The sequence below is a fragment of the Citrobacter sp. CK189 genome, from assembly GCF_030333505.1.
Taxonomy (GTDB): domain Bacteria; phylum Pseudomonadota; class Gammaproteobacteria; order Enterobacterales; family Enterobacteriaceae; genus Citrobacter_B; species Citrobacter_B koseri.
The window spans coordinates 470,338-494,122 of record NZ_JAOWFV010000040.1; the positions used below are offsets into that span (position 1 = coordinate 470,338).

Below are 23,785 nucleotides of genomic sequence, written 5' to 3' on the forward strand. Positions count from 1 at the left end.
TAACGGATAAAAAGCATGTTACAGGTATACCTTGTTCGCCACGGTGAAACGCAGTGGAACGCCGAGCGACGTATTCAAGGCCAGTCTGACAGTCCGCTGACCGCTAAAGGTGAGCAACAAGCTATGCAAGTGGGAGAACGCGCCAGAACGCTCGGCATCACCCATATCGTCAGTAGCGATCTCGGTCGCACCCGCCGCACGGCTGAAATCATCGCCCAGGCATGCGGTTGCGATATCACTTTCGACGCCCGTCTGCGTGAGCTGGACATGGGCGTGCTGGAAAAACGACACATCGACACCCTCACCGAAGAAGAAGAGAACTGGCGTCGCCAGTTAGTGAACGGCACGGTTGACGGGCGCATTCCTGATGGCGAATCCATGCAGGAACTGAGCGATCGCGTCAATGCCGCTCTCGCGTCCTGTCTGGAACTGCCGCAGGGCAGCCGCCCGCTGCTGGTCAGTCACGGTATCGCGCTGGGTTGCCTGGTCAGCACCATTCTGGGATTACCGGCCTGGGCGGAGCGTCGGTTACGTCTGCGTAATTGCTCTATTTCCCGCGTCGATTATCAGGAAAGTTTGTGGCTGGCGCCTGGTTGGGTCGTTGAAACGGCAGGGGACGTCTCGCATCTCGATGCCCCTGCGTTAGATGAGCTACAGCGTTAACGGCGAACGGGGATCAGGAATTCGCAACGCAGGTTAATAGGGCGACCGCCTGTTTTGGCATCTTCTGCCGGGTAGTATCGCTCTATATCCTGCCCTTTACGGCGGGTCAGGTTCAGCATCGGCATACAGGTGCCGTATACCGTCAGGATAAACTCCTGTACCCCGGTTCCTAAACCTTCGTAGGTGAACATCACATATTCGCCGCCCTGTAGGGTAACAGGCTGCGCTGACGGCACATACCCGTTGGCATGTTCTTGCGGTAGCGCGGTGGTGTAGAACACCTCCTGTTCGTCATCTTTCTCCAGGCTGGGGCGCGTTTCGTTAAGGCCGTAGAGCAGCGGAGGAATCGTTGGCGCCTGGCTGAGAAAGTCTTGCCAGAACTGTACGCGCATTTCGTGTCGAAAATCGGAGATTTGCTCCAGCGAACAGGAATAGCTCTGGGTGGTGCCGAGCAGTTGCGTATCTTCCAGGGTGACAAACTGATGCTCAGGCATGGCGAACTCACCCAGACGCATCGGCGGACGAATGCCAAAGGCGCTCCATTCTGGAGAACGGCGATATAACGCCGGCGTCTGAGAGAACTGCTTTTTAAACGCGCGGGTAAAGGTTTGCTGAGAATCGAAGCGGTACTGCAACGCGATATCCAGAATCGGACGCGCCGTCAGGCGCAGGGCCACGGCGGATTTAGATAAGCGGCGAGCGCGGATGTAAGCGCCAATAGCATGGCCCGTCACGTCCTTAAACATTCTTTGCAGGTGCCACTTGGAATAACCTGCTTTTGCCGCCACATTGTCAAGCGACAGAGGCTGATCCAGATGGCCTTCCAGCCAGGTTAAGAGGTCGCGAATAATGCCAGCCTGATCCATAAAATATCCTCATCCTTTCCACAACGAGCACCTGACATCAGGTAAGTGGATAATAGCATTTTTTGCTGTTTTAGCATTCGGTGTTTTTTTTGCTCATCTGTGCTTTTTTGGGGCACACTAAAGCATGATTATTCTAATCCTGTGATCTGTAAACAGTTTATCCAGACGTGTCGAATAATTGCGCAGTGTAACTTTTATGAATGGTAACAATATGAAATACAAGAGCTTAATACTTTCCTCAATTCTGTTGATGCTGGGGCAGTTTGCGCATGCAGAACAGGTGGGTTCCGTCGATACCGTATTTAAAATGTTTGGGCCTGACCATAAAATCGTCGTCGAAGCGTTTGACGATCCCGACGTCAAAAATGTGACGTGCTATGTAAGTCGGGCGAAAACGGGGGGGATTAAAGGCGGTCTGGGACTGGCCGAAGATACCTCCGACGCGGCGATCTCCTGTCAGCAGGTAGGGCCGATTGAGCTGAGCGATAAAATTAAGAACGGGAAAGCGCAAGGGGATGTCGTTTTTCAGAAGCGCACGTCGCTGGTGTTTAAAAAATTACAGGTCGTGCGTTTTTATGATGCCAAACGCAATACGCTGGCGTATCTGGCCTATTCTGACAAGGTCGTTGAAGGGTCGCCAAAAAATGCCATAAGCGCGGTGCCCGTTATGCCGTGGCGGTAACGTTCCTGACGCGTCTCTGGAAGTGATTCCCGTTCAGGTCGGATAAACCATTGACAGACAATAAAAAACGGCGCGTTTTGCGCCGTTTTTGCTGCCGGTGGTAACCGATTAGTCCTGTAGATCACCGCAGAAACGGTAACCTTCACCGTGAATGGTCGCGATGATTTCCGGGGTATCCGGCGTGGATTCGAAATGTTTACGAATACGACGGATAGTCACGTCAACAGTACGGTCATGCGGCTTCAGCTCGCGACCGGTCATTTTCTTCAGCAGTTCTGCACGAGACTGGATCTTGCCCGGGTTCTCGCAGAAGTGAAGCATGGCGCGGAATTCGCTGCGTGGCAGTTTGTACTGCTCACCATCTGGGCCGATCAAAGAACGGCTGTTGATATCGAGTTCCCAACCGTTGAACTTGTAGCTTTCGACGCTACGGCGCTCTTCGCTGACCGTACCCAGATTCATAGTACGGGACAGCAGGTTGCGCGCACGGATAGTCAGTTCGCGTGGGTTAAACGGCTTGGTGATGTAATCGTCTGCGCCGATTTCGAGGCCGAGGATTTTATCGACTTCGTTATCGCGGCCAGTCAGGAACATCAACGCAACGTTAGCCTGTTCGCGCAGTTCACGCGCTAACAGAAGACCGTTTTTCCCTGGCAGGTTGATATCCATGATCACCAGGTTGATGTCATATTCAGAGAGGATCTGATGCATTTCCGCGCCATCTGTCGCTTCGAATACATCATAGCCTTCCGCTTCGAAAATACTTTTCAACGTGTTGCGTGTTACCAACTCGTCTTCAACGATAAGAATGTGCGGGGTCTGCATGTTTGCTACCTAAATTGCCAACTAAATCGAAACAGGAAGTACAAAAGTCCCTGACCTGCCTGATGCATGTCGCAAATTAACATGATCGGCGTAACATGACTAAAGTACGTAATTGCGTTCTTGATGCACTTTCCATCAACGTCAACAACATCATTAGCTTGGTCGTGGGTACTTTCCCTTTGGACCCGACAGTGTCAAAAACGGCTGTCATCCTAACCATTTTAACAGCAACATAACAGGCTAAGACGTACCGGACACCCAATAAAACTACGCTTCGTTGACATATATCAAGTTCAATTGTAGCACGTTAACAGTTTGATGAAATCATCGTATCCAAATGCTAGCGTTCATCACAAATTTGCAATAATCCAACTAGTTGCGCATGCCAACTAATAAATGTAATGAATCCAATAGGTGTGATTCATTCTAAATTAAATTATCCTAAATAAACAGAAGGATATGTAGTATTTCTTAACATAAAACGCAATAGTAAAGATAAGAAATAGTTTAGTGCCTTTTACTGAATGTGAAATGGTTTTTCAACGATTTTCGTTAAAAAATTGTAAATTCGTGCTGCGTAATATGTTGACATTGGTCACATTATTGCCAGCGGCTGGTCAAAAAGAGAATCGAAATGCGTGTAACAATTATTCTGGTCGCGCCGGCCAGAGCGGAAAATATTGGCGCGGCGGCACGGGCAATGAAGACGATGGGTTTTGGCGATATGCGTATTGTCGACAGCCAGGCGCACCTGGAGCCGGCGACCCGTTGGGTCGCACATGGTTCCGCTGATGTTATTGATAATATTAGTGTTTATCCAACGCTGGCGGAAGCGCTGCACGATGTTGATTTCACTGTCGCCACCACGGCCCGCAGTCGCGCGAAGTTCCACTACTACGCAACGCCCGCAGAACTGCTGCCGCTGTTGCAGGAAAAATCGCAGTGGATGAACCATGCGGCGCTGGTTTTTGGCCGGGAAGATTCGGGCCTGACGAATGAAGAACTGGCGCTGGCGGACGTTTTAACCGGCGTGCCAATGGTTGCTGATTATCCTTCACTCAATTTAGGGCAGGCAGTAATGGTGTATTGCTATCAATTAGCAGGTTTAATGCAACAATCGGCGAAACAAGCAGAGGTGACTGACGCGCCGCAATTGCAGGCGTTACGCACACGCGTTTCGCAGTTACTGGCGACGCTGGATGTTGCTGATGACATCAAACTGGCGGACTGGCTGCAACAACGACTGGGGCTGTCAGGGCAGCGCGACACGGCCATGCTGCACCGTTTATTGCATGATATTGAGAAAAATATAACAAAATAAAATCTTGTTGAATTGCTTGATGTGAGATTTTAAATCTGGTTTCAAGAGGTTGCTTCATTCCGTATTGGTTGAAAATAAATGCGCAAGCAGCAGCTCGTGAACATGTTGCGGAATGTGATCAAATTAAAAATTTATTGACTTAGGTCACGAGATACTTTAACCCTTTAAAGATACAAGACAGACAGATAATAATTACAGAGTACACAACATCCATGAATCGCATCAGCACCACCATTACCACAACCATCACCATTACCACAGGTAACGGTGCGGGCTGACGCGTACAGGAAACACAGAAAAAAGCCCGCACCTGAACAGTGCGGGCTTTTTTTTCGACCAAAGGTAACGAGGTAACAACCATGCGAGTGTTGAAGTTCGGCGGTACATCAGTGGCAAATGCAGAGCGCTTTCTGCGTGTTGCCGATATTCTGGAAAGCAATGCCAGGCAGGGGCAGGTAGCGACTGTTCTCTCTGCCCCCGCCAAAATTACTAACCATCTGGTGGCGATGATTGAAAAGACCATCAGCGGTCAGGATGCTTTACCGAATATCAGCGATGCCGAACGTATTTTTTCCGAACTTCTTACGGGTCTTGCAGCCGCTCAGCCGGGGTTCCCGCTGGCGCAGTTGAAAGTTTTCGTTGAGCAAGAATTTGCGCAAATCAAACATATCCTGCACGGAATCAGCCTGCTGGGCCAGTGCCCGGATAGCATCAATGCTGCGCTGATCTGCCGTGGCGAGAAGATGTCGATCGCGATCATGGCTGGCCTGCTGGAAGCGCGCGGTCATGGCGTGACGGTTATCGATCCGGTCGAAAAATTGTTGGCGGTCGGGCATTACCTCGAATCGACCGTTGATATCGCCGAATCTACGCGCCGTATCGCGGCGGGCCGCATTCCGGCTGACCACATGGTGCTGATGGCAGGTTTCACCGCCGGTAACGAAAAAGGCGAGCTGGTCGTGCTGGGCCGCAACGGTTCTGATTACTCCGCTGCGGTGTTGGCTGCCTGCTTACGCGCCGACTGTTGTGAGATCTGGACTGACGTCGACGGCGTGTATACCTGCGATCCGCGCCAGGTGCCGGACGCCAGGTTGCTGAAGTCGATGTCCTATCAGGAGGCGATGGAGCTTTCTTACTTCGGCGCCAAAGTCCTTCATCCTCGCACCATCACCCCCATTGCTCAGTTCCAAATCCCATGCCTGATTAAAAACACTGGAAACCCGCAAGCTCCTGGTACGCTGATCGGCGCCAGCGTGGATGAAGACGAACTGCCGGTGAAAGGGATCTCGAACCTGAACAATATGGCGATGTTCAGCGTTTCCGGCCCTGGAATGAAAGGGATGATCGGGATGGCGGCGCGTGTCTTCGCGGCAATGTCCCGCGCGGGGATCTCCGTGGTGCTGATCACGCAATCCTCTTCTGAATACAGCATCAGTTTCTGCGTACCGCAGGGCGACTGCGCGCGGGCCCAGCGTGCAATGCAGGATGAGTTCTACCTGGAACTGAAAGAAGGGTTGCTGGAACCGCTGGCGGTGACTGAACGTCTGGCGATCATCTCGGTGGTTGGCGACGGTATGCGCACGCTGCGTGGCATTTCGGCGAAGTTCTTTGCGGCGCTGGCGCGCGCGAATATCAATATTGTCGCGATTGCGCAGGGCTCGTCCGAACGATCGATTTCGGTGGTCGTGAATAACGATGACGTCACAACGGGCGTACGTGTTACCCACCAGATGCTGTTCAACACCGATCAGGTGATTGAAGTGTTCGTTATCGGCGTTGGCGGCGTTGGCGGCGCGTTACTTGAGCAACTGAAACGCCAGCAGTCCTGGCTGAAAAACAAGCATATCGACCTGCGTGTTTGTGGCGTGGCGAATTCGAAAGCGCTGTTGACCAATGTGCATGGCCTGAACCTGGATAACTGGCAGGCGGAACTGGCGGAAGCGAAAGAACCGTTTAATTTAGGGCGCTTAATTCGCCTGGTGAAAGAGTATCACCTGCTTAACCCGGTTATTGTCGACTGTACCTCCAGCCAGGCGGTGGCGGATCAATACGCCGACTTCCTGCGTGAAGGCTTCCATGTGGTAACGCCGAACAAAAAAGCCAACACGTCGTCGATGGATTACTACCATCAACTGCGTTTTGCCGCGGCGAAATCCCGACGTAAGTTCCTGTACGACACCAACGTAGGCGCGGGCTTACCGGTTATCGAGAACCTGCAAAACCTGCTGAACGCAGGTGATGAACTGCAACACTTCTCCGGCATCCTGTCTGGATCGCTCTCTTTTATTTTCGGCAAGCTGGATGAAGGCATGAGCCTTTCGGCCGCGACCACGATGGCGCGCGAGTTGGGCTATACCGAACCCGATCCGCGCGACGATCTTTCCGGGATGGATGTGGCGCGCAAATTGCTGATCCTCGCCCGTGAAACGGGACGTGAGCTGGAACTGTCCGATATCGTGATTGAGCCGGTGCTGCCGGAAGGTTTCGACGATTCCGGCGATGTCGCCACGTTTATGACCAATCTGCCGCAGCTTGATGACGCGTTTGCCGCTCGTGTGGCGAAAGCCCGTGATGAAGGCAAAGTATTGCGCTATGTTGGCAACATTGAAGACGACGGCGTGTGTCGCGTGAAGATCGCCGAGGTTGACGGCAACGATCCGCTGTTTAAAGTGAAAAACGGGGAGAACGCGCTGGCGTTTTACAGTCACTATTATCAACCGCTGCCGCTGGTTCTGCGCGGTTACGGTGCGGGGAACGATGTGACGGCGGCGGGTGTTTTTGCCGATCTGCTGCGCACCCTTTCATGGAAGTTAGGAGTCTAAAATGGTGAAAGTCTATGCTCCGGCTTCCAGTGCCAATATGAGCGTCGGATTTGATGTGCTTGGGGCGGCCGTCACGCCGGTTGATGGCTCACTGCTGGGCGATGTGGTCTCGGTGGATGCGGCAGAAAGCTTCACGCTGAATAATTTAGGGCGTTTTGCCGACAAGCTGCCGTCAGCGCCGCGTGAAAATATCGTTTATCAGTGCTGGGAGCGTTTTTGCCAGGAGTTGGGTAAACAGATACCGGTGGCGATGACGCTGGAAAAGAACATGCCGATTGGTTCCGGGTTAGGGTCCAGCGCCTGTTCCGTGGTCGCCGCGCTGGTGGCGATGAATGAGTTCTGTGGCAAACCGCTGAACGACACGCGTCTGCTGGCGATCATGGGGGAACTGGAAGGGCGTATCTCTGGCAGCATTCATTACGATAACGTCGCGCCGTGCTTTCTCGGCGGCATGCAGTTGATGATCGAAGAAAACGGCATTATCAGCCAGCAGGTGCCAGGATTTGATGAGTGGCTGTGGGTACTGGCCTATCCGGGGATTAACGTTTCGACGGCTGAAGCGCGGGCGATTTTACCCGCGCAGTATCGCCGTCAGGACTGTATCGCCCACGGGCGGCATCTGGCCGGGTTTATCCATGCCTGCTATTCCCGTCAGCCGCAGCTTGCTGCGAAGCTGATGAAGGATGTGATTGCCGAACCGTACCGCGCTCGTCTGCTGCCGGGCTTCAGCCAGGCACGTCAGGCGGTAGCGGAAATTGGCGCGCTGGCCAGCGGTATTTCCGGGTCCGGGCCGACGCTCTTCGCGCTCTGTGATAAGCCGGATACGGCGCAGCGTGTAGCAGACTGGCTGGGTAAAAATTACCTGCAAAATCAGGAAGGCTTTGTTCATATTTGTCAGCTGGATACGGCGGGCGCACGAGTACTGGGATAAACAATGAAACTCTACAATCTGAAAGATCATAATGAGCAGGTCAGCTTTGCGCAGGCCGTTACGCAAGGGCTTGGCAAGAATCAGGGGCTCTTTTTCCCGCACGACCTGCCGGAATTTAGCCTGACTGAAGTTGATGAGATGCTGAATCAGGACTTTGTGAGTCGTAGCGCAAAGATCCTTTCCGCGTTTATCGGGGATGAGATCCCGCAGGAAATCTTAGAAGAGCGCGTTCGCAAGGCATTCGCTTTTCCGGCGCCGGTGCGTCAGGTGGAAGGCGATGTCGGGTGCCTGGAGTTGTTCCACGGCCCGACGCTGGCCTTTAAGGATTTTGGCGGTCGCTTTATGGCGCAAATGCTGACGCACATCAGCGGCGACAAACCGGTGACTATCCTGACGGCGACCTCTGGCGATACCGGCGCGGCAGTTGCTCACGCATTCTACGGTCTAAAAAATGTACGCGTCGTGATCCTCTACCCACGCGGCAAGATCAGCCCGTTGCAGGAAAAACTGTTCTGTACGCTGGGCGGCAACATCGAAACGGTTGCGATTGACGGTGATTTCGATGCCTGCCAGGCGCTGGTAAAACAGGCGTTTGATGATGAAGAACTGAAGGCGGCGCTGGGGCTGAATTCGGCGAACTCTATCAACATCAGCCGTCTGCTGGCGCAGATTTGCTATTACTTTGAAGCGGTCGCTCAACTGCCGCAGGACGCGCGTAATCAGTTAGTGATCTCCGTGCCCAGCGGTAACTTTGGCGACCTGACGGCGGGGCTGTTGGCGAAGTCGCTCGGCCTGCCGGTGAAACGCTTTATCGCCGCCACTAACGTCAACGATACGGTGCCGCGCTTCCTGAAAGAGGGGCAGTGGTCGCCGAAAGCGACGCAGGCTACCTTGTCGAACGCGATGGATGTCAGCCAGCCCAATAACTGGCCGCGTGTGGAAGAGCTGTTCCGCCGTAAAATCTGGCGTCTGACGGAGCTGGGCTACGCTGCGGTTGACGATGAGACGACGCAGGAGACCATGCGCGAACTGAAAGCGGCAGGTTATACCTCTGAACCGCACGCTGCCGTGGCGTACCGCGCGCTGCGTGATCAGCTGCATCCGGGGGAGTATGGCTTGTTCCTCGGGACTGCGCATCCGGCGAAATTCAAAGAGAGTGTGGAGGCGATTCTTGGTGAAACATTGGATCTGCCAAAAGAGCTGGCGGATCGTGCCGATCTGCCGCTGCTCTCGCATAATCTGCCTGCCGATTTTGCCGAATTGCGTAAGCTGATGATGACACGCGGCTAACGGTTGTGCCCGGTGGCGCTTCGGGGCTATTGTAGCTATTGTAGGCCGGATAAGGCGTTAGCCGCCATCCGGCTTTTTTATGGAGAAAATAAGGAGAAATTTAGCAGGTAAAAAGGAGTAATTCTCAATAAATGCGGTAACTTAGAGATTAGGATTGCAGAGAATAACAACCCGCGTTCTCATCAAGTAATCTCCTTTCATCGACCCAAATCGGGCAATGGTAAAAAGGAGTACCTCATGAACAAGTTGAAACCCGTGCTTCTTGCACTTTCCATGATGCTGGTGGCTCCCCTCGCAGCACAGGCTGCCGAAATTACTCTCGTACCGGCAGTTAAACTTCAGATTGGCGATCGCGATAACCACGGTAATTACTGGGATGGCGGTCACTGGCGCGACCACGGCTGGTGGCAGAAGCATTATGAGTGGCGAGAAAACCGCTGGCAGCCGCATGGACCACGTCCGCAACCGCATCATAATAAGCATGACGAGCATCGTCATGATGATCGCCGCGACGACCACCGTCATTAAGTACGCAGGCCTGATAAGCGTAGCGCTATCAGGCAATTATGCGGTTTTAGCGCCGGATAGCGACAAAAGGCGTCTTATCCGGCCTGCGCTTCAGGGCATCAGTTTTGCTCGTGGCGTTTAAACACCAGCTCGCCTTTTCCTGACGCTTGCTCATCATAGAAATAGCCTTCGCTGTTAAATGCGGTGAGCTGTTCCGGCTTCGTCAGCCGGTTTTCAATGATGTAACGGCTCATCAGGCCGCGCGCTTTTTTGGCGTAGAAGCTGATAACTTTGAATTTGCCGTTTTTCTCGTCAAGGAACATAGGCTTGATAATCTCCGCATTCAGCTGCTTCGGCTTCACGGATTTATAATATTCATCCGAGGCCAGGTTGATGACGATTTTATCGCCTTGCGCAGCCAGCGCTTCGTTCAGCTTATCGGTAATCACATCGCCCCAGAACTGATAAAGGTCTTTCCCTTTGGCGTTCTCAAGGCGAATGCCCATCTCCAGACGGTAAGGCTGCATCAGATCCAGCGGACGCAGGACGCCGTACAACCCGGAAAGCATACGCAAATGCTGCTGCGCGAAATCAAAATCGGCTTCGCTGAACGTTTCCGCCTGTAGTCCGGTATAGACGTCGCCTTTAAACGCCAGAATCGCCTGGCGGGCGTTTTCAGGGGAGAAGTCAGGCTGCCAGTCATGAAAACGGGTGGCATTCAGATCGGCCAGTTTGTCGCTAATGCCCATCAGCTTGCCAATCTGCGGCGCCGAGAGCTTGCGCGCCTCGTGGATCAACTGCTGTGAGTAATCCAGCAGTTCAGGCCGCGTATAGCGCGTCGTGGCCAGCGGGCTTTGGTAATCGAGCGTTTTTGCAGGTGAAATCAGAATCAGCATATCCAGTCCTTGCAGGAAATTTACTGCGACTTTAGCAAAAAAACCGACCGATTTGATCGATGGTTGTGATTGCCGCGCTAGTGACGCGGCAACTCATCCCATGTATCCGGCGCCAGTTGCTGCTCAATTTCAGGGTAGCGGAACGGGTCGAACACGGGTTGTACGCCGAGCTTACGCTGTCGCAGATAGTCGCTGGCGATCGTATGCACCACCGGCGAGAGCAGCAGAATCGCCGTCAGGTTGGTGATGGCCATACAGGCCATAATAATGTCGGCCAACTGCCAGACGAGCGGAAAGCTGAGTAACGTGCCCGCCACGACCATACCGACGGTGACAATACGCAGCGCCCAGCGCATTCGCAGACTGTCCAGACGCAGAAAAATCAGGTTATTTTCGGCGTAAACGTAGTTGGCGACAATTGAGCTGAAGGCGAACAACACCACAATAAACGCGACAAGGCTTGCGCCCCATTCGCCGGTCAGTGAAATCATTGCCTGTTGCACCAGCTGGATGCCTTCCGTTGGCATATGCGAGGCGCCATTGCCTGCCAGCAGAATAATCATCGCGCTGGCGGTGCAGATAATAATGGTATCGGTAAAGACGCCGATCATCTGCACAATTCCCTGCGCGGCAGGGTGCGGCGGCCAGGATGAGGCGGCGGCCGCAATGTTAGGCGCAGAACCCATTCCCGCTTCGTTGGAGAACATGCCGCGCTGGAAACCGCTGGTAATCGCCTGGCTGAGCGTATACCCAGCCGCCCCGGCAGTGGCTTCCTGCCAGCCGAATGCGCTTTTCACAATCGACGCGATAATCTCGGGCAGCTGTTCAATGTGCCAGAGGCAAATCACTAAACCGGTGAGCGTCCACAGAAGGGCCATCGCAGGGACGAACCATTGCATGAGTTTTGCGACATCTTTAATGCCGCGAACGATGACAAAAAAGGCCGCCAGCGCCAGCACGATACCGGAGATAATGGGCGGTATGTCAAAGGCAAAAGCGAGCGCCCGCGAGACGGAGTTCGCCTGTACGCTATTAAAAATCAGACCATACGCAATGAGTAAGAAAATCGCGAAGAGAACGCCCATCCAGCGCATACCCAGGCCGCGCGCCATATACCATGCCGGGCCGCCGCGATACTGTCCTGTGCTGTCGCGCTCTTTGTAGAGCTGGGCCAGAGAGCATTCGGCAAACGAGGTCGCCATGCCGATAAGCGCAGATACCCACATCCAGAATACGGCGCCTGGCCCGCCTGCGGCGATAGCCAACGCAACGCCTGCCAGGTTGCCGCTGCCAATACGCGCGGCAAGGCTGGTACACAGCGCCTGAAATGACGTAAGCCCGCCCGGCTGGGGATGTATGCTGTTTTTAAGACTTTTGCCAAACTGGCGGATATAGCGAAACTGAACGAATCCGGTGCGGTAAGTAAACCAAAACCCTGCGCCAAGCAGGAGGTAGATCATTACCGATCCCCAGAGTATTTCATTAATAAAGGCGAAGAAATCAGGCATTAACATCCCTCTTGTTGATGCCGGTACGCTTTTGGGTTCCAGTGTAAGCGTTACCAATTCACGAACAGTATAGACCTTGTCAGGCTATTGAATGGGGGGAGTCTACCATACTATATGGCAATATCCTTTAATTGCGCGCAGCCCTGGCGAGGGGCCGAAAAGAGGCAAACAAAGAGGGGAGTGGGATAACCGCATTGTCTGCGGTTGCGCTGTGAGTGCGTCGTGTTATCATCAAGGCAGACCGGTTACATCCCCCCTAACAAGCTGTTTAAAGAGAAACACTATCATGACGGACAAATTGACCTCCCTTCGTCAGTTCACCACCGTGGTGGCCGACACCGGAGACATCGCGGCAATGAAGCTGTACCAGCCGCAGGATGCCACAACCAACCCTTCTCTCATTCTTAACGCAGCACAGATCCCGGAATACCGTAAGCTGATTGACGATGCCGTTGCCTGGGCGAAACAGCAGAGCAGCGATCGCGCGCAGCAGATTGTTGACGCGGCCGACAAGCTGGCGGTGAACATTGGTCTGGAGATCCTGAAACTGGTTCCGGGCCGTATCTCCACCGAAGTTGACGCTCGTCTGTCCTACGACACCGACGCGTCTATCGCCAAAGCAAAACGCATCATCAAGCTCTACAACGACGCGGGCATCAGCAACGATCGCATCCTGATCAAACTGGCGTCTACCTGGCAGGGGATTCGTGCTGCTGAACAGCTGGAAAAGGAAGGTATCAACTGTAACCTGACTCTGCTGTTCTCCTTCGCGCAGGCGCGTGCTTGTGCGGAAGCGGGCGTATACCTGATCTCTCCGTTCGTGGGCCGTATTCTTGACTGGTACAAAGCCAATACCGACAAGAAAGAGTACGCTCCGGCAGAAGATCCGGGCGTGGTTTCCGTTACGGAAATCTACGAATACTACAAACAGCACGGTTATGAGACAGTGGTGATGGGCGCGAGCTTCCGCAACGTCGGTGAGATTCTGGAGCTGGCGGGTTGCGATCGTCTGACCATCGCTCCGGCGCTGCTGAAAGAGCTGGCGGAAAGCGAAGGCGCTATCGAACGTAAACTGTCCTTCTCTGGCGAAGTGAAAGCGCGTCCAGAACGCATCACCGAGTCTGAGTTCCTGTGGCAGCACAACCAGGATCCAATGGCGGTAGACAAACTGGCGGACGGTATCCGTAAGTTTGCTATTGACCAGGAAAAACTGGAAAAAATGATCGGCGATCTGCTGTAATCATTCGGCGTGACCAGACAGGTTTCTGGTCACGCTACCTCTTCTGAAACCTGTCTGTCCTTCCCTTTGCAGTGTATCATTCTGTTTAACGAGACTGTTTAGACGGAATAATCATGAACACCTTACGTATTGGTTTAGTTTCCATTTCTGACCGCGCGTCCAGCGGCGTATACCAGGATAAAGGCATTCCTGCTCTTGAAGAGTGGCTGGCCTCCGCGCTGACCACCCCTTTTGACGTACAAACCCGACTGATCCCGGATGAGCAGGCGATCATTGAGCAAACGCTGTGTGAGCTGGTGGATGAAATGAGCTGTCACCTGGTACTGACGACGGGTGGTACGGGGCCGGCGCGTCGTGATGTCACGCCTGACGCGACTCTGGCCGTCGCCGACAGAGAAATGCCCGGCTTTGGCGAGCAGATGCGCCAGATCAGCCTGCACTTTGTTCCTACGGCGATCCTTTCCCGCCAGGTTGGCGTGATCCGTAAGCAGGCGCTGATCCTGAACTTACCGGGGCAGCCAAAATCCATCAAAGAGACCCTGGAAGGGGTGAAAGATGCCGAGGGTAAGGTTGTTGTGCCGGGAATTTTCGCAAGCGTACCGTATTGTGTACAGTTGCTTGAAGGGCCTTATGTGGAAACCGCAGCGGAAGTGGTAGCATCTTTCCGCCCGAAAAATGCCAGACGCGACATAAACGCCTGAAGTTGGCCTTTCTGTGACATAAATTACGCAGGTGGTGGAGTATTGAATTGTTTACGATATAGTAATTTTTGATTTACACATATCGATAAACGCCCTCAATAACTCCACTGACTCATGGTTTGCTATGTCACGACACACACGACCTCTGAATCGCCAGGATTATAAGACTCTTTCACTTGCCGCTCTCGGCGGCGCGCTCGAGTTTTACGACTTCATCATCTTTGTTTTCTTCGCAGCGGTTGTGGGCGAACTGTTTTTCCCCGCCGATATTCCTGAGTGGCTTCGTCAGGTTCAGACGTTTGGGATCTTCGCCGCCGGTTATCTGGCGCGCCCGCTGGGCGGCATTATCATGGCGCACTTTGGCGATCTGGTAGGGCGCAAGAAGATGTTCACCCTGAGTATTCTATTGATGGCTGTTCCAACGCTGGCGATTGGCCTGCTGCCGACTTACGCCTCAATGGGCATCCTTGCGCCGTTGTTATTGCTGCTGATGCGTATTTTGCAAGGCGCAGCGATTGGCGGCGAAGTGCCGGGAGCGTGGGTGTTTGTGGCTGAACATGTGCCGGAGCGCCGTATCGGCATCGCCTGCGGCACGCTGACTGCGGGACTGACGGTCGGTATCCTGCTTGGTTCTGTCGTGGCGACGCTGGTGAATACCAGTATGACCCAGCAGGCGGTGCATGATTATGGCTGGCGTATTCCCTTCCTGCTCGGCGGCGTATTTGGTCTGATTGCGATGTATTTACGTCGTTGGTTGCAGGAAACGCCCATCTTCCTTGAAATGCAGCAGCGCAAAACGCTCGCGCAGGAATTGCCCGTCAAAGCGGTAGTGGTGAAACATAAAAAAGCGGTGGCGATTTCGATGCTGCTGACCTGGTTGTTATCGGCCGGCATTGTCGTCGTGATTTTGATGTCGCCGGTCTGGTTGCAAAAGCAGTACGGGTTTGCGCCCGCGTTAACTTTACAGGCAAATAGCGTGGCGACCATTATGCTGTGCGTGGGATGCCTGCTGGCAGGGTTCATTGTCGATCGGGTTGGCGCCAGCAAGACCTTTATTGTAGGCAGTTTTCTGCTGGCCTGCTCAAGCTGGATCTTCTATCACCTGTCTGGCGCGCATCCCGAGCAGTTGTTTTTATTATACGGGCTGGTGGGGCTGTGTGTTGGTGTTGTTGGCGCGGTGCCGTACGTAATGGTGCGAGCCTTCCCGGCGGAAGTGCGTTTCACCGGCATCTCTTTTTCTTACAACGTCTCGTATGCCATTTTTGGCGGCCTGACGCCAATTGCGGTCACCATGTTGATGGGCGTGTCGCCAATGGCGCCGGCCTGGTATGTGCTGGCGTTGTCACTGGTGGGGCTGGGGTTGGGCGTCTGGTTGCGACAGGATATTTATTATCGCGATGCGGATGTGCAGGCAGAATTACAACAGCTGTAAAAATTATCCCCCCGGTCGGGGGGATAACGGAAGATTAGTGCGCTTCACCGATTGGCAGGATGGTGTGGCCAAACTGTTCGTTCAGCACTTCGCCCATCGCCAGGTAAATGGCGCTGGCACCACACACTAAGCCAATCCAACCCGCAACGTGGATCACCGCTTCATTACCCGCGATGTTGCCGAAGGCCAGCAGGGCGAACAGTACGGTCAGGCTCAGGAAGACAAACTGTAGCGCGCGAGCGGCTTTCAGCGTGCCAAAGAACATGAACAGTGTGAACACGCCCCACAGCCCCAGGTAGGCGCCCAGGAACTGCGCGTTCGGCGCTTCTGTCAGACCCATTTTCGGCATTAACAGGATCGCGACCAGCGTCAGCCAGAAAGAACCGTAAGAGGTAAATGCGGTTAAGCCGAAGGTGTTGCCTTTTTTGTATTCCAGCAGGCCAGCAAAAATTTGCGCGATACCGCCGTAGAAAATGCCCATCGCCAGAATAATGCCGTCTAAAGCGAAGAAACCCGCGTTGTGCAGGTTAAGCAGAATGGTGGTCATGCCGAAGCCCATCAGGCCCAGCGGAGCCGGGTTAGCCAACTTAGTGTTGCCCATAATTCCTCAAAATCATCATTAATCGAATGGTGAAATAGTTTCCCCGAACAACCGATACCGTATTCGGGGCGCGGCATGATAATCAGGGGAATAGAGGCTGTCTATGATCTAATAGGGGGAAAATGAAATATTTCCCCTTGTGATGACGATCACGGAAGAAAAAGGCTTAACCGTCGTGCTGGCAGAGGTGTTTTCCATATGCCCGGTGAAGAAAATTATCGTTTTTCGCAAAAAAAATTTTTCATGCCCCCCTTGATGACGTGGGTTACGACCCCATCTTGTAGTCAACCGCAGTGAGTGAGTCTGAAAAAAAACGATTCAGGGTAGTTGAAACCGCACGTTTCGCCCTTATTACAGATTCACAACCACATGATGACCGAATTTTTAGTGGAGACGTTTAGATGGGTAAAATTATTGGTATCGACCTGGGTACTACCAACTCTTGTGTAGCGATTATGGATGGCACAACTGCACGTGTGCTGGAGAACGCCGAGGGCGATCGCACCACGCCTTCTATCATTGCTTATACCCAGGATGGTGAAACTCTGGTTGGTCAGCCGGCTAAACGTCAGGCAGTGACAAACCCGCAAAACACCCTGTTTGCGATTAAACGCCTGATTGGCCGCCGCTTCCAGGACGAAGAAGTTCAGCGTGACGTTTCCATCATGCCGTACAAAATCATCGGCGCCGATAACGGCGACGCATGGCTTGATGTGAAAGGTCAGAAAATGGCACCGCCGCAGATCTCTGCTGAAGTGCTGAAAAAAATGAAGAAAACCGCAGAAGATTACCTGGGCGAACCGGTAACTGAAGCTGTTATCACCGTACCTGCTTACTTCAACGATGCTCAGCGTCAGGCAACGAAAGATGCCGGTCGTATCGCAGGTCTGGAAGTAAAACGTATCATCAACGAACCGACCGCCGCCGCGCTGGCTTATGGTCTGGATAAAGAAGTCGGCAACCGTACTATCGCGGTTTACGACCTCGGTGGTGGTACTTTCGATATCTCTATTATCGAAATCGACGAAGTTGACGGCGAAAAAACCTTCGAAGTTCTGGCAACCAACGGTGATACCCACCTGGGTGGTGAAGACTTCGACAGCCGTATGATTAACTACCTGGTTGAAGAATTTAAGAAAGATCAGGGCATTGACCTGCGTAACGACCCGCTGGCGATGCAGCGTCTGAAAGAAGCGGCAGAAAAAGCGAAAATCGAGCTTTCTTCCGCACAGCAGACCGACGTGAACCTGCCGTACATCACCGCAGATGCCACCGGTCCGAAACACATGAACATCAAAGTGACTCGCGCGAAACTGGAAAGCCTGGTCGAAGACCTGGTGAACCGTTCCATCGAGCCGCTGAAAGTCGCGTTGCAGGATGCTGGCCTGTCTGTATCTGATATCAACGACGTTATCCTCGTTGGTGGTCAGACGCGTATGCCGATGGTGCAGAAAAAAGTGGCGGAGTTCTTTGGTAAAGAACCGCGTAAAGACGTTAACCCGGACGAAGCTGTTGCTATCGGCGCAGCGGTGCAGGGCGGCGTACTGACCGGTGATGTGAAAGACGTTCTGCTGCTGGACGTTACCCCGCTGTCTCTGGGTATCGAAACCATGGGCGGCGTAATGACGGCGCTGATCAGCAAAAACACCACTATCCCGACCAAGCACAGCCAGGTGTTCTCTACCGCTGAAGACAACCAGTCTGCGGTAACCATCCATGTGTTGCAGGGTGAGCGTAAACGCGCGTCTGATAACAAATCTCTGGGTCAGTTCAACCTGGATGGCATCAACCCGGCGCCGCGCGGTATGCCGCAGATCGAAGTCACCTTTGATATCGATGCTGACGGTATCCTGCACGTTTCCGCGAAAGACAAAAACAGCGGTAAAGAGCAGAAGATCACCATCAAGGCTTCTTCTGGTCTGAACGAGGACGAAATTCAGAAAATGGTTCGCGATGCTGAAGCGAACGCAGAATCTGACCGTAAGTTCGAAGAGCTGGTTCAGACGCGTAACCAGGGCGACCATCTGCTGCACAGCACGCGTAAGCAGGTTGAAGAAGCAGGCGATCAGCTGCCAGCAGATGACAAAACGGCTATCGAGTCTGCACTGAGCGCGCTGGAAACGGCGCTGAAAGGCGAAGACAAAGCGGCTATCGAAGCGAAAATGCAGGAACTGGCGCAGGCTTCCCAGAAACTGATGGAAATCGCTCAGCAGCAGCATGCACAGCAGCAGGCTGGCGGCGCTGACGCTTCTGCAAACAACGCGAAAGATGACGATGTTGTCGACGCTGAGTTTGAAGAAGTGAAAGACAAAAAATAATCGCCCTTTGAACGGGTAAAATACTGGCACGGGCGAAGAGGGTTCCTCTCCGCCCGTGCACGCATGTTAGGGGCAGATAAAAACAAGATGGCTAAGCAAGACTATTACGAGATTTTAGGCGTTTCCAAAACAGCGGAAGAGCGTGAAATCAAAAAGGCGTACAAGCGCCTGGCCATGAAATATCACCCGGACCGTAACCAGGGTGATAAAGAGGCCGAGGCCAAGTTCAAAGAGATCAAGGAAGCCTACGAAGTTCTGACCGATGCGCAAAAACGTGCGGCATACGATCAGTATGGGCACGCCGCGTTTGAACAAGGCGGTGGTGGATTTGGCGGCGGCTTCGGCGGCGGTGCTGACTTCAGCGATATCTTTGGTGACGTTTTCGGCGATATCTTTGGCGGCGGACGTGGTCGTCAGCGCGCAGCGCGTGGTGCTGATTTACGTTACAACATGGATCTCACCCTGGAAGAAGCCGTACGTGGCGTGACCAAAGAGATCCGTATTCCAACGCTGGAAGAGTGCGACGTTTGCCACGGTAGCGGTGCGAAAGCAGGCACTCAGCCGCAGACCTGTCCAACCTGTCATGGTTCCGGCCAGGTGCAGATGCGTCAGGGTTTCTTCGCCGTGCAGCAAACCTGCCCGCACTGTCAGGGGCGCGGTACGCTGATTAAAGATCCGTGTAACAAATGCCACGGTCATGGCCGCGTAGAGAAAACCAAAACCCTGTCGGTTAAAATCCCGGCGGGTGTGGACACCGGCGATCGTATTCGTCTCTCCGGAGAAGGTGAAGCGGGCGAGCATGGCGCGCCAGCGGGCGATCTGTACGTTCAGGTGCAGGTGAAGCAGCACCCGATCTTCGAGCGTGAAGGCAACAACCTGTATTGCGAAGTGCCGATTAACTTTGCAATGGCGGCGCTGGGCGGCGAGATTGAAGTCCCGACGCTGGATGGCCGTGTGAAGTTGAAAGTGCCGCACGAAACGCAAACCGGCAAGCTGTTCCGTATGCGCGGAAGAGGCGTGAAATCCGTACGCGGCGGTGCGCAGGGCGATCTGCTGTGCCGTGTTGTGGTCGAAACGCCGGTAGGTCTGAACGAGAAGCAGAAGCAGTTGCTGAAAGATCTGCAAGAAAGCTTCGGCGGCCCGACAGGTGAGAAAAACAGTCCGCGTTCGAAGAGTTTCTTCGATGGTGTGAAGAAGTTCTTTGACGATTTAACGCGTTAATCACCGCTGTTACATTGCATAAAAAGCCCGGGGTTGTACAATCCCGGGCTTTTTTTGTTTGTCGGCGGCGATTATCTTATTTCGTAAAAACCGAATATTTCACCATAAATAATCTAATTTTAACGATAGATCATGCGAGGTAAGATAGACGCCACGAGGTTTGATTATATTGAGAGAATAAAAAGTGAAACACCTGCATCGTTTTTTTAGCAGTGATGCCTCCGGGGGCATCATTCTCATTATCGCCGCCGTGCTGGCTATGCTGATGGCGAACAGCGGATTCACCAGCGGATGGTATCACGCCTTTCTGGAGACGCCCGTTCAGCTGCGGGTTGGGGCGCTTGAGATCAATAAAAATATGCTGCTGTGGATCAACGACGCGCTAATGGCGGTATTTTTCCTGCTGATTGGTCTGGAGGTCAAGCGCGAGCTTATGCAGGGCTCGCTGGCCAGTTTACGTCAGGCGGCGTTTCCGGTGATTGCCGCCATTGGCGGTATGATTGTTCCGGCGCTGCTCTATCTGGCTTTTAACTATTCCGACCCGATTACGCGCGAAGGCTGGGCGATCCCGGCGGCAACGGATATTGCTTTTGCGCTGGGCGTATTGGCCTTGCTGGGCAGCAGGGTGCCGCTGGCGTTGAAGATATTCCTGATGGCGCTGGCTATTATTGACGACCTGGGCGCGATTGTGATCATTGCGCTGTTCTACACCAGCGATCTTTCGATGGTCTCGCTGGGAGTTGCGGCATTTGCGATTGTGCTTCTGGCCGTGCTGAACCTGTGTGATGTCAGACGAACAGGGGTTTATATCCTGGTCGGCGTGGTGCTGTGGACTGCCGTATTGAAATCTGGCGTTCATGCCACTCTTGCCGGGGTGATCGTCGGTTTCTTCATCCCATTGAAGGAGAAGCATGGCCGTTCTCCGGCGAAGCGTCTGGAACATGTGCTGCACCCGTGGGTGGCGTATCTGATTCTGCCTCTGTTCGCCTTCGCCAATGCGGGCGTCTCGCTACAGGGGGTAACGCTTGACGGGCTGACCTCAATACTCCCGCTGGGAATCATTGCCGGGTTGCTGATCGGTAAACCGCTGGGGATTAGCCTGTTTTGCTGGCTGGCGCTGCGTCTCAAACTGGCGAAGCTGCCGGAAGGAACACGTTTTCAGCAAATAATGGCGGTCGGTATTCTGTGCGGGATCGGTTTTACGATGTCGATTTTCATCGCCAGTCTGGCGTTTGGTAGTGTAGATCCGGCACTGATTAACTGGGCGAAGCTGGGGATTTTGATTGGTTCTCTGCTTTCGGCAGTGATCGGCTATAGCTGGTTACGTACACGTTTAAGCCCGGTGGTCTGAGCGGGGTCAGAGGGTTGGGGGGCTGATGTGGCCCCCCTTGCGACACAGATCAGGGAGAGGAGTGAGCATGTCTCATATTAACTACAACCACCTTTATTATTTTTGGCATGTGTATAAAGAAGGTTCCGTTGTCGGGGCGGCAGAAGCGCTTTACCTGACGCCGCAAACCATCACCGGTCAGATCAAAGCCCTTGAGGAGCGCTTGCAGGGAAAATTATTCAAGCGTAAAGGGCGTGGGTTGGAGCCCAGTGAATTAGGGGAACTGGTGTTTCGCTATGCGGACAAAATGTTTACCTTAAGCCAGGAAATGCTGGATATCGTTAACTACCGCAAAGAGTCTAACCTGCTGTTTGATGTCGGCGTGGCGGATGCGTTGTCAAAACGTCTGGTCAGCAATGTGCTGGACGCGGCCGTGGTTGACGACGAACAAATTCATTTGCGCTGTTTTGAATCCACCCATGAGATGCTGCTTGAGCAGCTTAGCCAGCATAAGCTGGATATGATTATCTCGGATTGCCCAATCGACTCTACCCAGCAGGAAGGGCTGTTTTCGGTGAAGATAGGTGAATGCAGCGTGAGCTTCTGGTGTACGAAACCGCTGCCTGCAAAACCCTTCCCGGCGTGTCTGGAAGAGCGTCGGCTGCTGATCCCTGGCCGTCGCTCTATGCTCGGTCGCAAATTATTAAACTGGTTTAATTCGCAGGGCTTAAATGTCGAAATCCTCGGCGAGTTTGATGATGCGGCGCTGATGAAAGCGTTTGGCGCTACCCACAATGCGATTTTCGTCGCGCCGACGCTCTATGCGCATGACTTTTACGCCGATGAATCGATCGTTGAGATTGGCCGTGTGGAAAACGTCATGGAAGAGTACCACGCCATTTTTGCCGAGAGGATGATTCAGCACCCGGCCGTACAGCGTATTTGTCACGCGGATTATTCGGCGCTATTTAGCCACAAAGGGTAAGCGCTACAGGCCGGATAAGGCGTTTGCCCGCCATCCGGCAGACATAAAAAAACCCGCTTACGCGGGCTTTTTTACAAAGCTGATAACAAGCGGGCGATTAAGCCAGTTTGTTGATCTGTGCAGTCAGGTTTGCTTTATGACGTGCAGCTTTGTTTTTGTGGATCAGACCTTTAGCAGCCTGACGGTCCACGATCGGTTGCATTTCGTTAAATGCTTTCAGTGCAGCAGCTTTGTCGCCAGCTTCGATAGCTGCGTATACTTTCTTGATGAAAGTACGCATCATAGAGCGACGGCTTGCGTTGTGCTTACGAGCCTTTTCAGACTGAACGGCGCGCTTCTTAGCTGATTTGATATTAGCCAAGGTCCAACTCCCAAATGTGTTCTATATGGACAATTCAAAGGCCGAGGAATATGCCCTTTTAGCCTTCTTTTGTCAATGGATTTGTGCAAATAAGCGCCGTTAATATGGCGGCACTCGTTACGTAGTGATGGCGCAGGATTCTACCAGCTTGCGGGTCGTGAATACAGCTTTTCCACGATAAAAATTACATTGAATGGGCAGTTTCTTGTTCTGATTTGCCCCATAACAATGAAAACAATCTTCTTTATGTTTCACAGGGGCAATCGTCGGTTAACCTTGACCGCTGTACAAGGTATACTCTGACGATTTTCACTGTTTTGAGCCAGACATGAAGCTGATACGCGGCATACATAATCTCAGTCAGGCCCCGCATGGGTGTGTGCTGACTATTGGTAATTTCGACGGTGTGCATCGTGGCCATCGTGCATTGCTGCAGGGCTTGCGGGAAGAAGGGCGCAAGCGGGGTTTACCGGTGATGGTAATGATTTTCGAACCGCAGCCGCTGGAACTCTTCGCTACGGAAAAGGCCCCTGCGCGCCTGACCCGCCTGCGGGAAAAACTGCGTTACCTGGCGGAATGCGGCGTGGACTACGTGCTGTGCGTACGCTTCGATCGCCGCTTTGCCGCCCTGACCGCACAAAACTTTATCAGCGATCTGCTGGTGAAGCGTCTCGGCGTGCGGTTCCTCGCTGTCGGTGATGATTTCCGTTTTGGCGCTGGTCGCGAAGGCGATTTCTTGTTATTACAGAAAGCCGGAGCGGAGTACGGTTTTGACATCACCAACACGCAGACCTTTTGCGAAGGTGGCGTACGCATCAGCAGTACGGCCGTGCGTCAGGCGCTGGCGGAGGACAACCTGCCGCTGGCTGAAAGTTTGCTGGGGCATCCGTTTACCATCTCCGGGCGTGTCGTCCACGGCGATGAGTTAGGGCGCACCATTGGTTTCCCGACGGCGAATTTACCGCTGCGTCGTCAGGTCTCCCCGGTAAAAGGGGTTTATGCGGTGGAAGTGATGGGGCTGGGTGATAAACCCATGCCTGGCGTTGCCAATATCGGCACGCGTCCGACAGTGGCAGGCGTACGCCAACAGTTAGAAGTGCATCTGCTGGACGTTGTAATGGACCTCTATGGTCGCCATATAGATGTAATACTGCGTAAAAAAATACGCAACGAACAGCGATTCGCATCGCTGGATGAACTAAAAGCGCAGATTGCGCGTGATGAGTTAACTGCCCGCGATTTTTTTGGGCTATCAAAACCGGCTTAATGCCTATACGAGTTTTAA

General features: G+C 53.3%; 24 protein-coding genes and 1 other annotated feature. Of the genes, 18 read left to right on the forward strand and 6 right to left on the reverse strand.

Features of this window, described 5'->3' with window-relative positions:
* The first annotated feature begins 15 nt into the window (after positions 1 to 15).
* Positions 16 to 663 (forward strand): 2,3-diphosphoglycerate-dependent phosphoglycerate mutase GpmB, encoded by a 648-nt coding sequence (gpmB, locus tag OGV83_RS20545; RefSeq protein ID WP_012134175.1) that lies wholly within the window; start codon positions 16 to 18, stop codon positions 661 to 663.
* On the opposite strand, the gene robA is transcribed toward gpmB, so the two are convergent.
* A complete protein-coding gene (robA, locus tag OGV83_RS20550) occupies positions 660 to 1,529 on the reverse strand; it encodes an MDR efflux pump AcrAB transcriptional activator RobA (RefSeq protein WP_012134174.1) in 870 nt (289 codons plus the stop codon). The genes gpmB and robA overlap by 4 nt on opposite strands.
* A gap of 211 nt (positions 1,530 to 1,740) precedes the next feature.
* Here robA and creA point away from each other — a divergent pair, with 211 nt between their 5' ends.
* On the forward strand, positions 1,741 to 2,211 hold the full coding sequence (creA, locus tag OGV83_RS20555) for a protein CreA (RefSeq protein WP_024130725.1): 471 nt from the start codon (positions 1,741 to 1,743) through the stop codon (positions 2,209 to 2,211).
* A gap of 108 nt (positions 2,212 to 2,319) precedes the next feature.
* Here the strand turns inward: creA and arcA are convergent, their stop codons facing one another.
* Positions 2,320 to 3,036: a two-component system response regulator ArcA gene (gene arcA / locus OGV83_RS20560; protein WP_001194359.1), complete on the reverse strand. Its 717-nt coding sequence runs from the start codon at positions 3,034 to 3,036 to the stop codon at positions 2,320 to 2,322.
* A gap of 95 nt (positions 3,037 to 3,131) precedes the next feature.
* Here arcA and yjjY point away from each other — a divergent pair, with 95 nt between their 5' ends.
* From yjjY to OGV83_RS20595, 7 genes are all read left to right on the forward strand, one after another.
* On the forward strand, positions 3,132 to 3,272 hold the full coding sequence (gene yjjY / locus OGV83_RS20565; protein ID WP_001541509.1) for a YjjY family protein: 141 nt from the start codon (positions 3,132 to 3,134) through the stop codon (positions 3,270 to 3,272).
* A gap of 398 nt (positions 3,273 to 3,670) precedes the next feature.
* A complete protein-coding gene (locus OGV83_RS20570) occupies positions 3,671 to 4,357 on the forward strand; it encodes a tRNA/rRNA methyltransferase (protein WP_199976483.1) in 687 nt (228 codons plus the stop codon).
* A 212-nt stretch (positions 4,358 to 4,569) separates the two neighbouring features.
* Positions 4,570 to 4,635, forward strand: a complete 66-nt coding sequence (gene thrL, locus OGV83_RS20575) for a thr operon leader peptide (RefSeq protein ID WP_060815970.1) — start codon at positions 4,570 to 4,572, stop codon at positions 4,633 to 4,635.
* Positions 4,571 to 4,691 (forward strand) — a sequence feature (Thr leader region). It overlaps the preceding gene by 65 nt.
* Before the next feature lie 25 nt (positions 4,692 to 4,716).
* Entirely contained in the window at positions 4,717 to 7,179 is a 2,463-nt protein-coding gene (gene thrA, locus OGV83_RS20580; RefSeq protein WP_049010533.1) for a bifunctional aspartate kinase/homoserine dehydrogenase I, read from the forward strand.
* Position 7,180: 1 nt separating this feature from the next.
* Positions 7,181 to 8,110 carry a homoserine kinase gene (thrB, locus tag OGV83_RS20585; RefSeq protein ID WP_012134169.1) on the forward strand — a complete coding sequence of 310 codons (930 nt, stop codon included), beginning with the start codon at positions 7,181 to 7,183 and terminating at the stop codon, positions 8,108 to 8,110.
* A 3-nt stretch (positions 8,111 to 8,113) separates the two neighbouring features.
* A complete protein-coding gene (gene thrC / locus OGV83_RS20590) occupies positions 8,114 to 9,400 on the forward strand; it encodes a threonine synthase (RefSeq protein WP_049010528.1) in 1,287 nt (428 codons plus the stop codon).
* A 237-nt stretch (positions 9,401 to 9,637) separates the two neighbouring features.
* Positions 9,638 to 9,928 carry a DUF2502 domain-containing protein gene (locus tag OGV83_RS20595; RefSeq protein ID WP_012134167.1) on the forward strand — a complete coding sequence of 97 codons (291 nt, stop codon included), beginning with the start codon at positions 9,638 to 9,640 and terminating at the stop codon, positions 9,926 to 9,928.
* 98 nt (positions 9,929 to 10,026) lie between these two features.
* Here OGV83_RS20595 and yaaA read toward each other — a convergent pair whose 3' ends face one another.
* Positions 10,027 to 10,803: a peroxide stress protein YaaA gene (yaaA, locus tag OGV83_RS20600; RefSeq protein ID WP_104867793.1), complete on the reverse strand. Its 777-nt coding sequence runs from the start codon at positions 10,801 to 10,803 to the stop codon at positions 10,027 to 10,029.
* 77 nt (positions 10,804 to 10,880) lie between these two features.
* A complete protein-coding gene (locus OGV83_RS20605; RefSeq protein WP_104867792.1) occupies positions 10,881 to 12,311 on the reverse strand; it encodes an alanine/glycine:cation symporter family protein in 1,431 nt (476 codons plus the stop codon).
* A gap of 286 nt (positions 12,312 to 12,597) precedes the next feature.
* Between OGV83_RS20605 and tal the strand changes: the two genes are divergently transcribed.
* From tal to OGV83_RS20620, 3 genes are all read left to right on the forward strand, one after another.
* A complete protein-coding gene (tal, locus tag OGV83_RS20610) occupies positions 12,598 to 13,551 on the forward strand; it encodes a transaldolase (RefSeq protein WP_012134163.1) in 954 nt (317 codons plus the stop codon).
* A 113-nt stretch (positions 13,552 to 13,664) separates the two neighbouring features.
* Positions 13,665 to 14,252 (forward strand): molybdopterin adenylyltransferase, encoded by a 588-nt coding sequence (mog, locus tag OGV83_RS20615; RefSeq protein ID WP_012134162.1) that lies wholly within the window; start codon positions 13,665 to 13,667, stop codon positions 14,250 to 14,252.
* Positions 14,253 to 14,376: 124 nt separating this feature from the next.
* Positions 14,377 to 15,684 carry an MFS transporter gene (locus OGV83_RS20620; protein ID WP_012134161.1) on the forward strand — a complete coding sequence of 436 codons (1,308 nt, stop codon included), beginning with the start codon at positions 14,377 to 14,379 and terminating at the stop codon, positions 15,682 to 15,684.
* A gap of 34 nt (positions 15,685 to 15,718) precedes the next feature.
* Here the strand turns inward: OGV83_RS20620 and satP are convergent, their stop codons facing one another.
* Positions 15,719 to 16,285 carry an acetate uptake transporter gene (satP, locus tag OGV83_RS20625; RefSeq protein WP_286464522.1) on the reverse strand — a complete coding sequence of 189 codons (567 nt, stop codon included), beginning with the start codon at positions 16,283 to 16,285 and terminating at the stop codon, positions 15,719 to 15,721.
* Positions 16,286 to 16,686: 401 nt separating this feature from the next.
* Here satP and dnaK point away from each other — a divergent pair, with 401 nt between their 5' ends.
* The 4 genes from dnaK (at position 16,687) to nhaR (ending at position 22,139) form a co-directional block, all read left to right on the forward strand.
* Complete coding sequence (gene dnaK / locus OGV83_RS20630) at positions 16,687 to 18,603, forward strand: molecular chaperone DnaK (RefSeq protein WP_012134158.1); 1,917 nt, start codon at positions 16,687 to 16,689, stop codon at positions 18,601 to 18,603.
* Between the two features lie 87 nt (positions 18,604 to 18,690).
* Positions 18,691 to 19,824 (forward strand): molecular chaperone DnaJ, encoded by a 1,134-nt coding sequence (gene dnaJ / locus OGV83_RS20635; RefSeq protein WP_047463780.1) that lies wholly within the window; start codon positions 18,691 to 18,693, stop codon positions 19,822 to 19,824.
* Positions 19,825 to 20,008: 184 nt separating this feature from the next.
* On the forward strand, positions 20,009 to 21,175 hold the full coding sequence (nhaA, locus tag OGV83_RS20640) for a Na+/H+ antiporter NhaA (protein WP_012134155.1): 1,167 nt from the start codon (positions 20,009 to 20,011) through the stop codon (positions 21,173 to 21,175).
* Between the two features lie 67 nt (positions 21,176 to 21,242).
* Positions 21,243 to 22,139, forward strand: coding sequence for a transcriptional activator NhaR (gene nhaR / locus OGV83_RS20645; RefSeq protein ID WP_012134154.1), 897 nt, complete (start codon positions 21,243 to 21,245; stop codon positions 22,137 to 22,139).
* Between the two features lie 97 nt (positions 22,140 to 22,236).
* Here nhaR and rpsT read toward each other — a convergent pair whose 3' ends face one another.
* Positions 22,237 to 22,500, reverse strand: coding sequence for a 30S ribosomal protein S20 (rpsT, locus tag OGV83_RS20650; protein ID WP_001518655.1), 264 nt, complete (start codon positions 22,498 to 22,500; stop codon positions 22,237 to 22,239).
* Between the two features lie 102 nt (positions 22,501 to 22,602).
* Here rpsT and OGV83_RS20655 point away from each other — a divergent pair, with 102 nt between their 5' ends.
* Both OGV83_RS20655 and ribF read left to right on the forward strand, forming a co-directional pair.
* On the forward strand, positions 22,603 to 22,803 hold the full coding sequence (locus tag OGV83_RS20655) for a DUF2575 family protein (RefSeq protein WP_049008862.1): 201 nt from the start codon (positions 22,603 to 22,605) through the stop codon (positions 22,801 to 22,803).
* A gap of 25 nt (positions 22,804 to 22,828) precedes the next feature.
* Complete coding sequence (gene ribF / locus OGV83_RS20660; RefSeq protein WP_012134153.1) at positions 22,829 to 23,767, forward strand: bifunctional riboflavin kinase/FAD synthetase; 939 nt, start codon at positions 22,829 to 22,831, stop codon at positions 23,765 to 23,767.
* The last annotated feature ends 18 nt before the right edge of the window (positions 23,768 to 23,785 follow it).

Excerpts from the sequence above, each read along its gene's own strand:
- ribF (WP_012134153.1), top strand. The coding sequence starts at position 22,829 with ATGAAGCTGATACGCGGCATACATAATCTCAGTCAGGCCCCGCATGGG.
- yaaA (WP_104867793.1), bottom strand. The coding sequence starts at position 10,803 with ATGCTGATTCTGATTTCACCTGCAAAAACGCTCGATTACCAAAGCCCG.
- tal (WP_012134163.1), top strand. The coding sequence starts at position 12,598 with ATGACGGACAAATTGACCTCCCTTCGTCAGTTCACCACCGTGGTGGCC.
- arcA (WP_001194359.1), bottom strand. The coding sequence starts at position 3,036 with ATGCAGACCCCGCACATTCTTATCGTTGAAGACGAGTTGGTAACACGC.
- creA (WP_024130725.1), top strand. The coding sequence starts at position 1,741 with ATGAAATACAAGAGCTTAATACTTTCCTCAATTCTGTTGATGCTGGGG.
- dnaK (WP_012134158.1), top strand. The coding sequence starts at position 16,687 with ATGGGTAAAATTATTGGTATCGACCTGGGTACTACCAACTCTTGTGTA.
- mog (WP_012134162.1), top strand. The coding sequence starts at position 13,665 with ATGAACACCTTACGTATTGGTTTAGTTTCCATTTCTGACCGCGCGTCC.
- robA (WP_012134174.1), bottom strand. The coding sequence starts at position 1,529 with ATGGATCAGGCTGGCATTATTCGCGACCTCTTAACCTGGCTGGAAGGC.
- thrB (WP_012134169.1), top strand. The coding sequence starts at position 7,181 with ATGGTGAAAGTCTATGCTCCGGCTTCCAGTGCCAATATGAGCGTCGGA.
- OGV83_RS20620 (WP_012134161.1), top strand. The coding sequence starts at position 14,377 with ATGTCACGACACACACGACCTCTGAATCGCCAGGATTATAAGACTCTT.
- thrA (WP_049010533.1), top strand. The coding sequence starts at position 4,717 with ATGCGAGTGTTGAAGTTCGGCGGTACATCAGTGGCAAATGCAGAGCGC.
- thrC (WP_049010528.1), top strand. The coding sequence starts at position 8,114 with ATGAAACTCTACAATCTGAAAGATCATAATGAGCAGGTCAGCTTTGCG.
- OGV83_RS20570 (WP_199976483.1), top strand. The coding sequence starts at position 3,671 with ATGCGTGTAACAATTATTCTGGTCGCGCCGGCCAGAGCGGAAAATATT.
- OGV83_RS20605 (WP_104867792.1), bottom strand. The coding sequence starts at position 12,311 with ATGCCTGATTTCTTCGCCTTTATTAATGAAATACTCTGGGGATCGGTA.
- dnaJ (WP_047463780.1), top strand. The coding sequence starts at position 18,691 with ATGGCTAAGCAAGACTATTACGAGATTTTAGGCGTTTCCAAAACAGCG.
- yjjY (WP_001541509.1), top strand. The coding sequence starts at position 3,132 with ATGACTAAAGTACGTAATTGCGTTCTTGATGCACTTTCCATCAACGTC.
- nhaR (WP_012134154.1), top strand. The coding sequence starts at position 21,243 with ATGTCTCATATTAACTACAACCACCTTTATTATTTTTGGCATGTGTAT.
- OGV83_RS20595 (WP_012134167.1), top strand. The coding sequence starts at position 9,638 with ATGAACAAGTTGAAACCCGTGCTTCTTGCACTTTCCATGATGCTGGTG.
- gpmB (WP_012134175.1), top strand. The coding sequence starts at position 16 with ATGTTACAGGTATACCTTGTTCGCCACGGTGAAACGCAGTGGAACGCC.
- satP (WP_286464522.1), bottom strand. The coding sequence starts at position 16,285 with ATGGGCAACACTAAGTTGGCTAACCCGGCTCCGCTGGGCCTGATGGGC.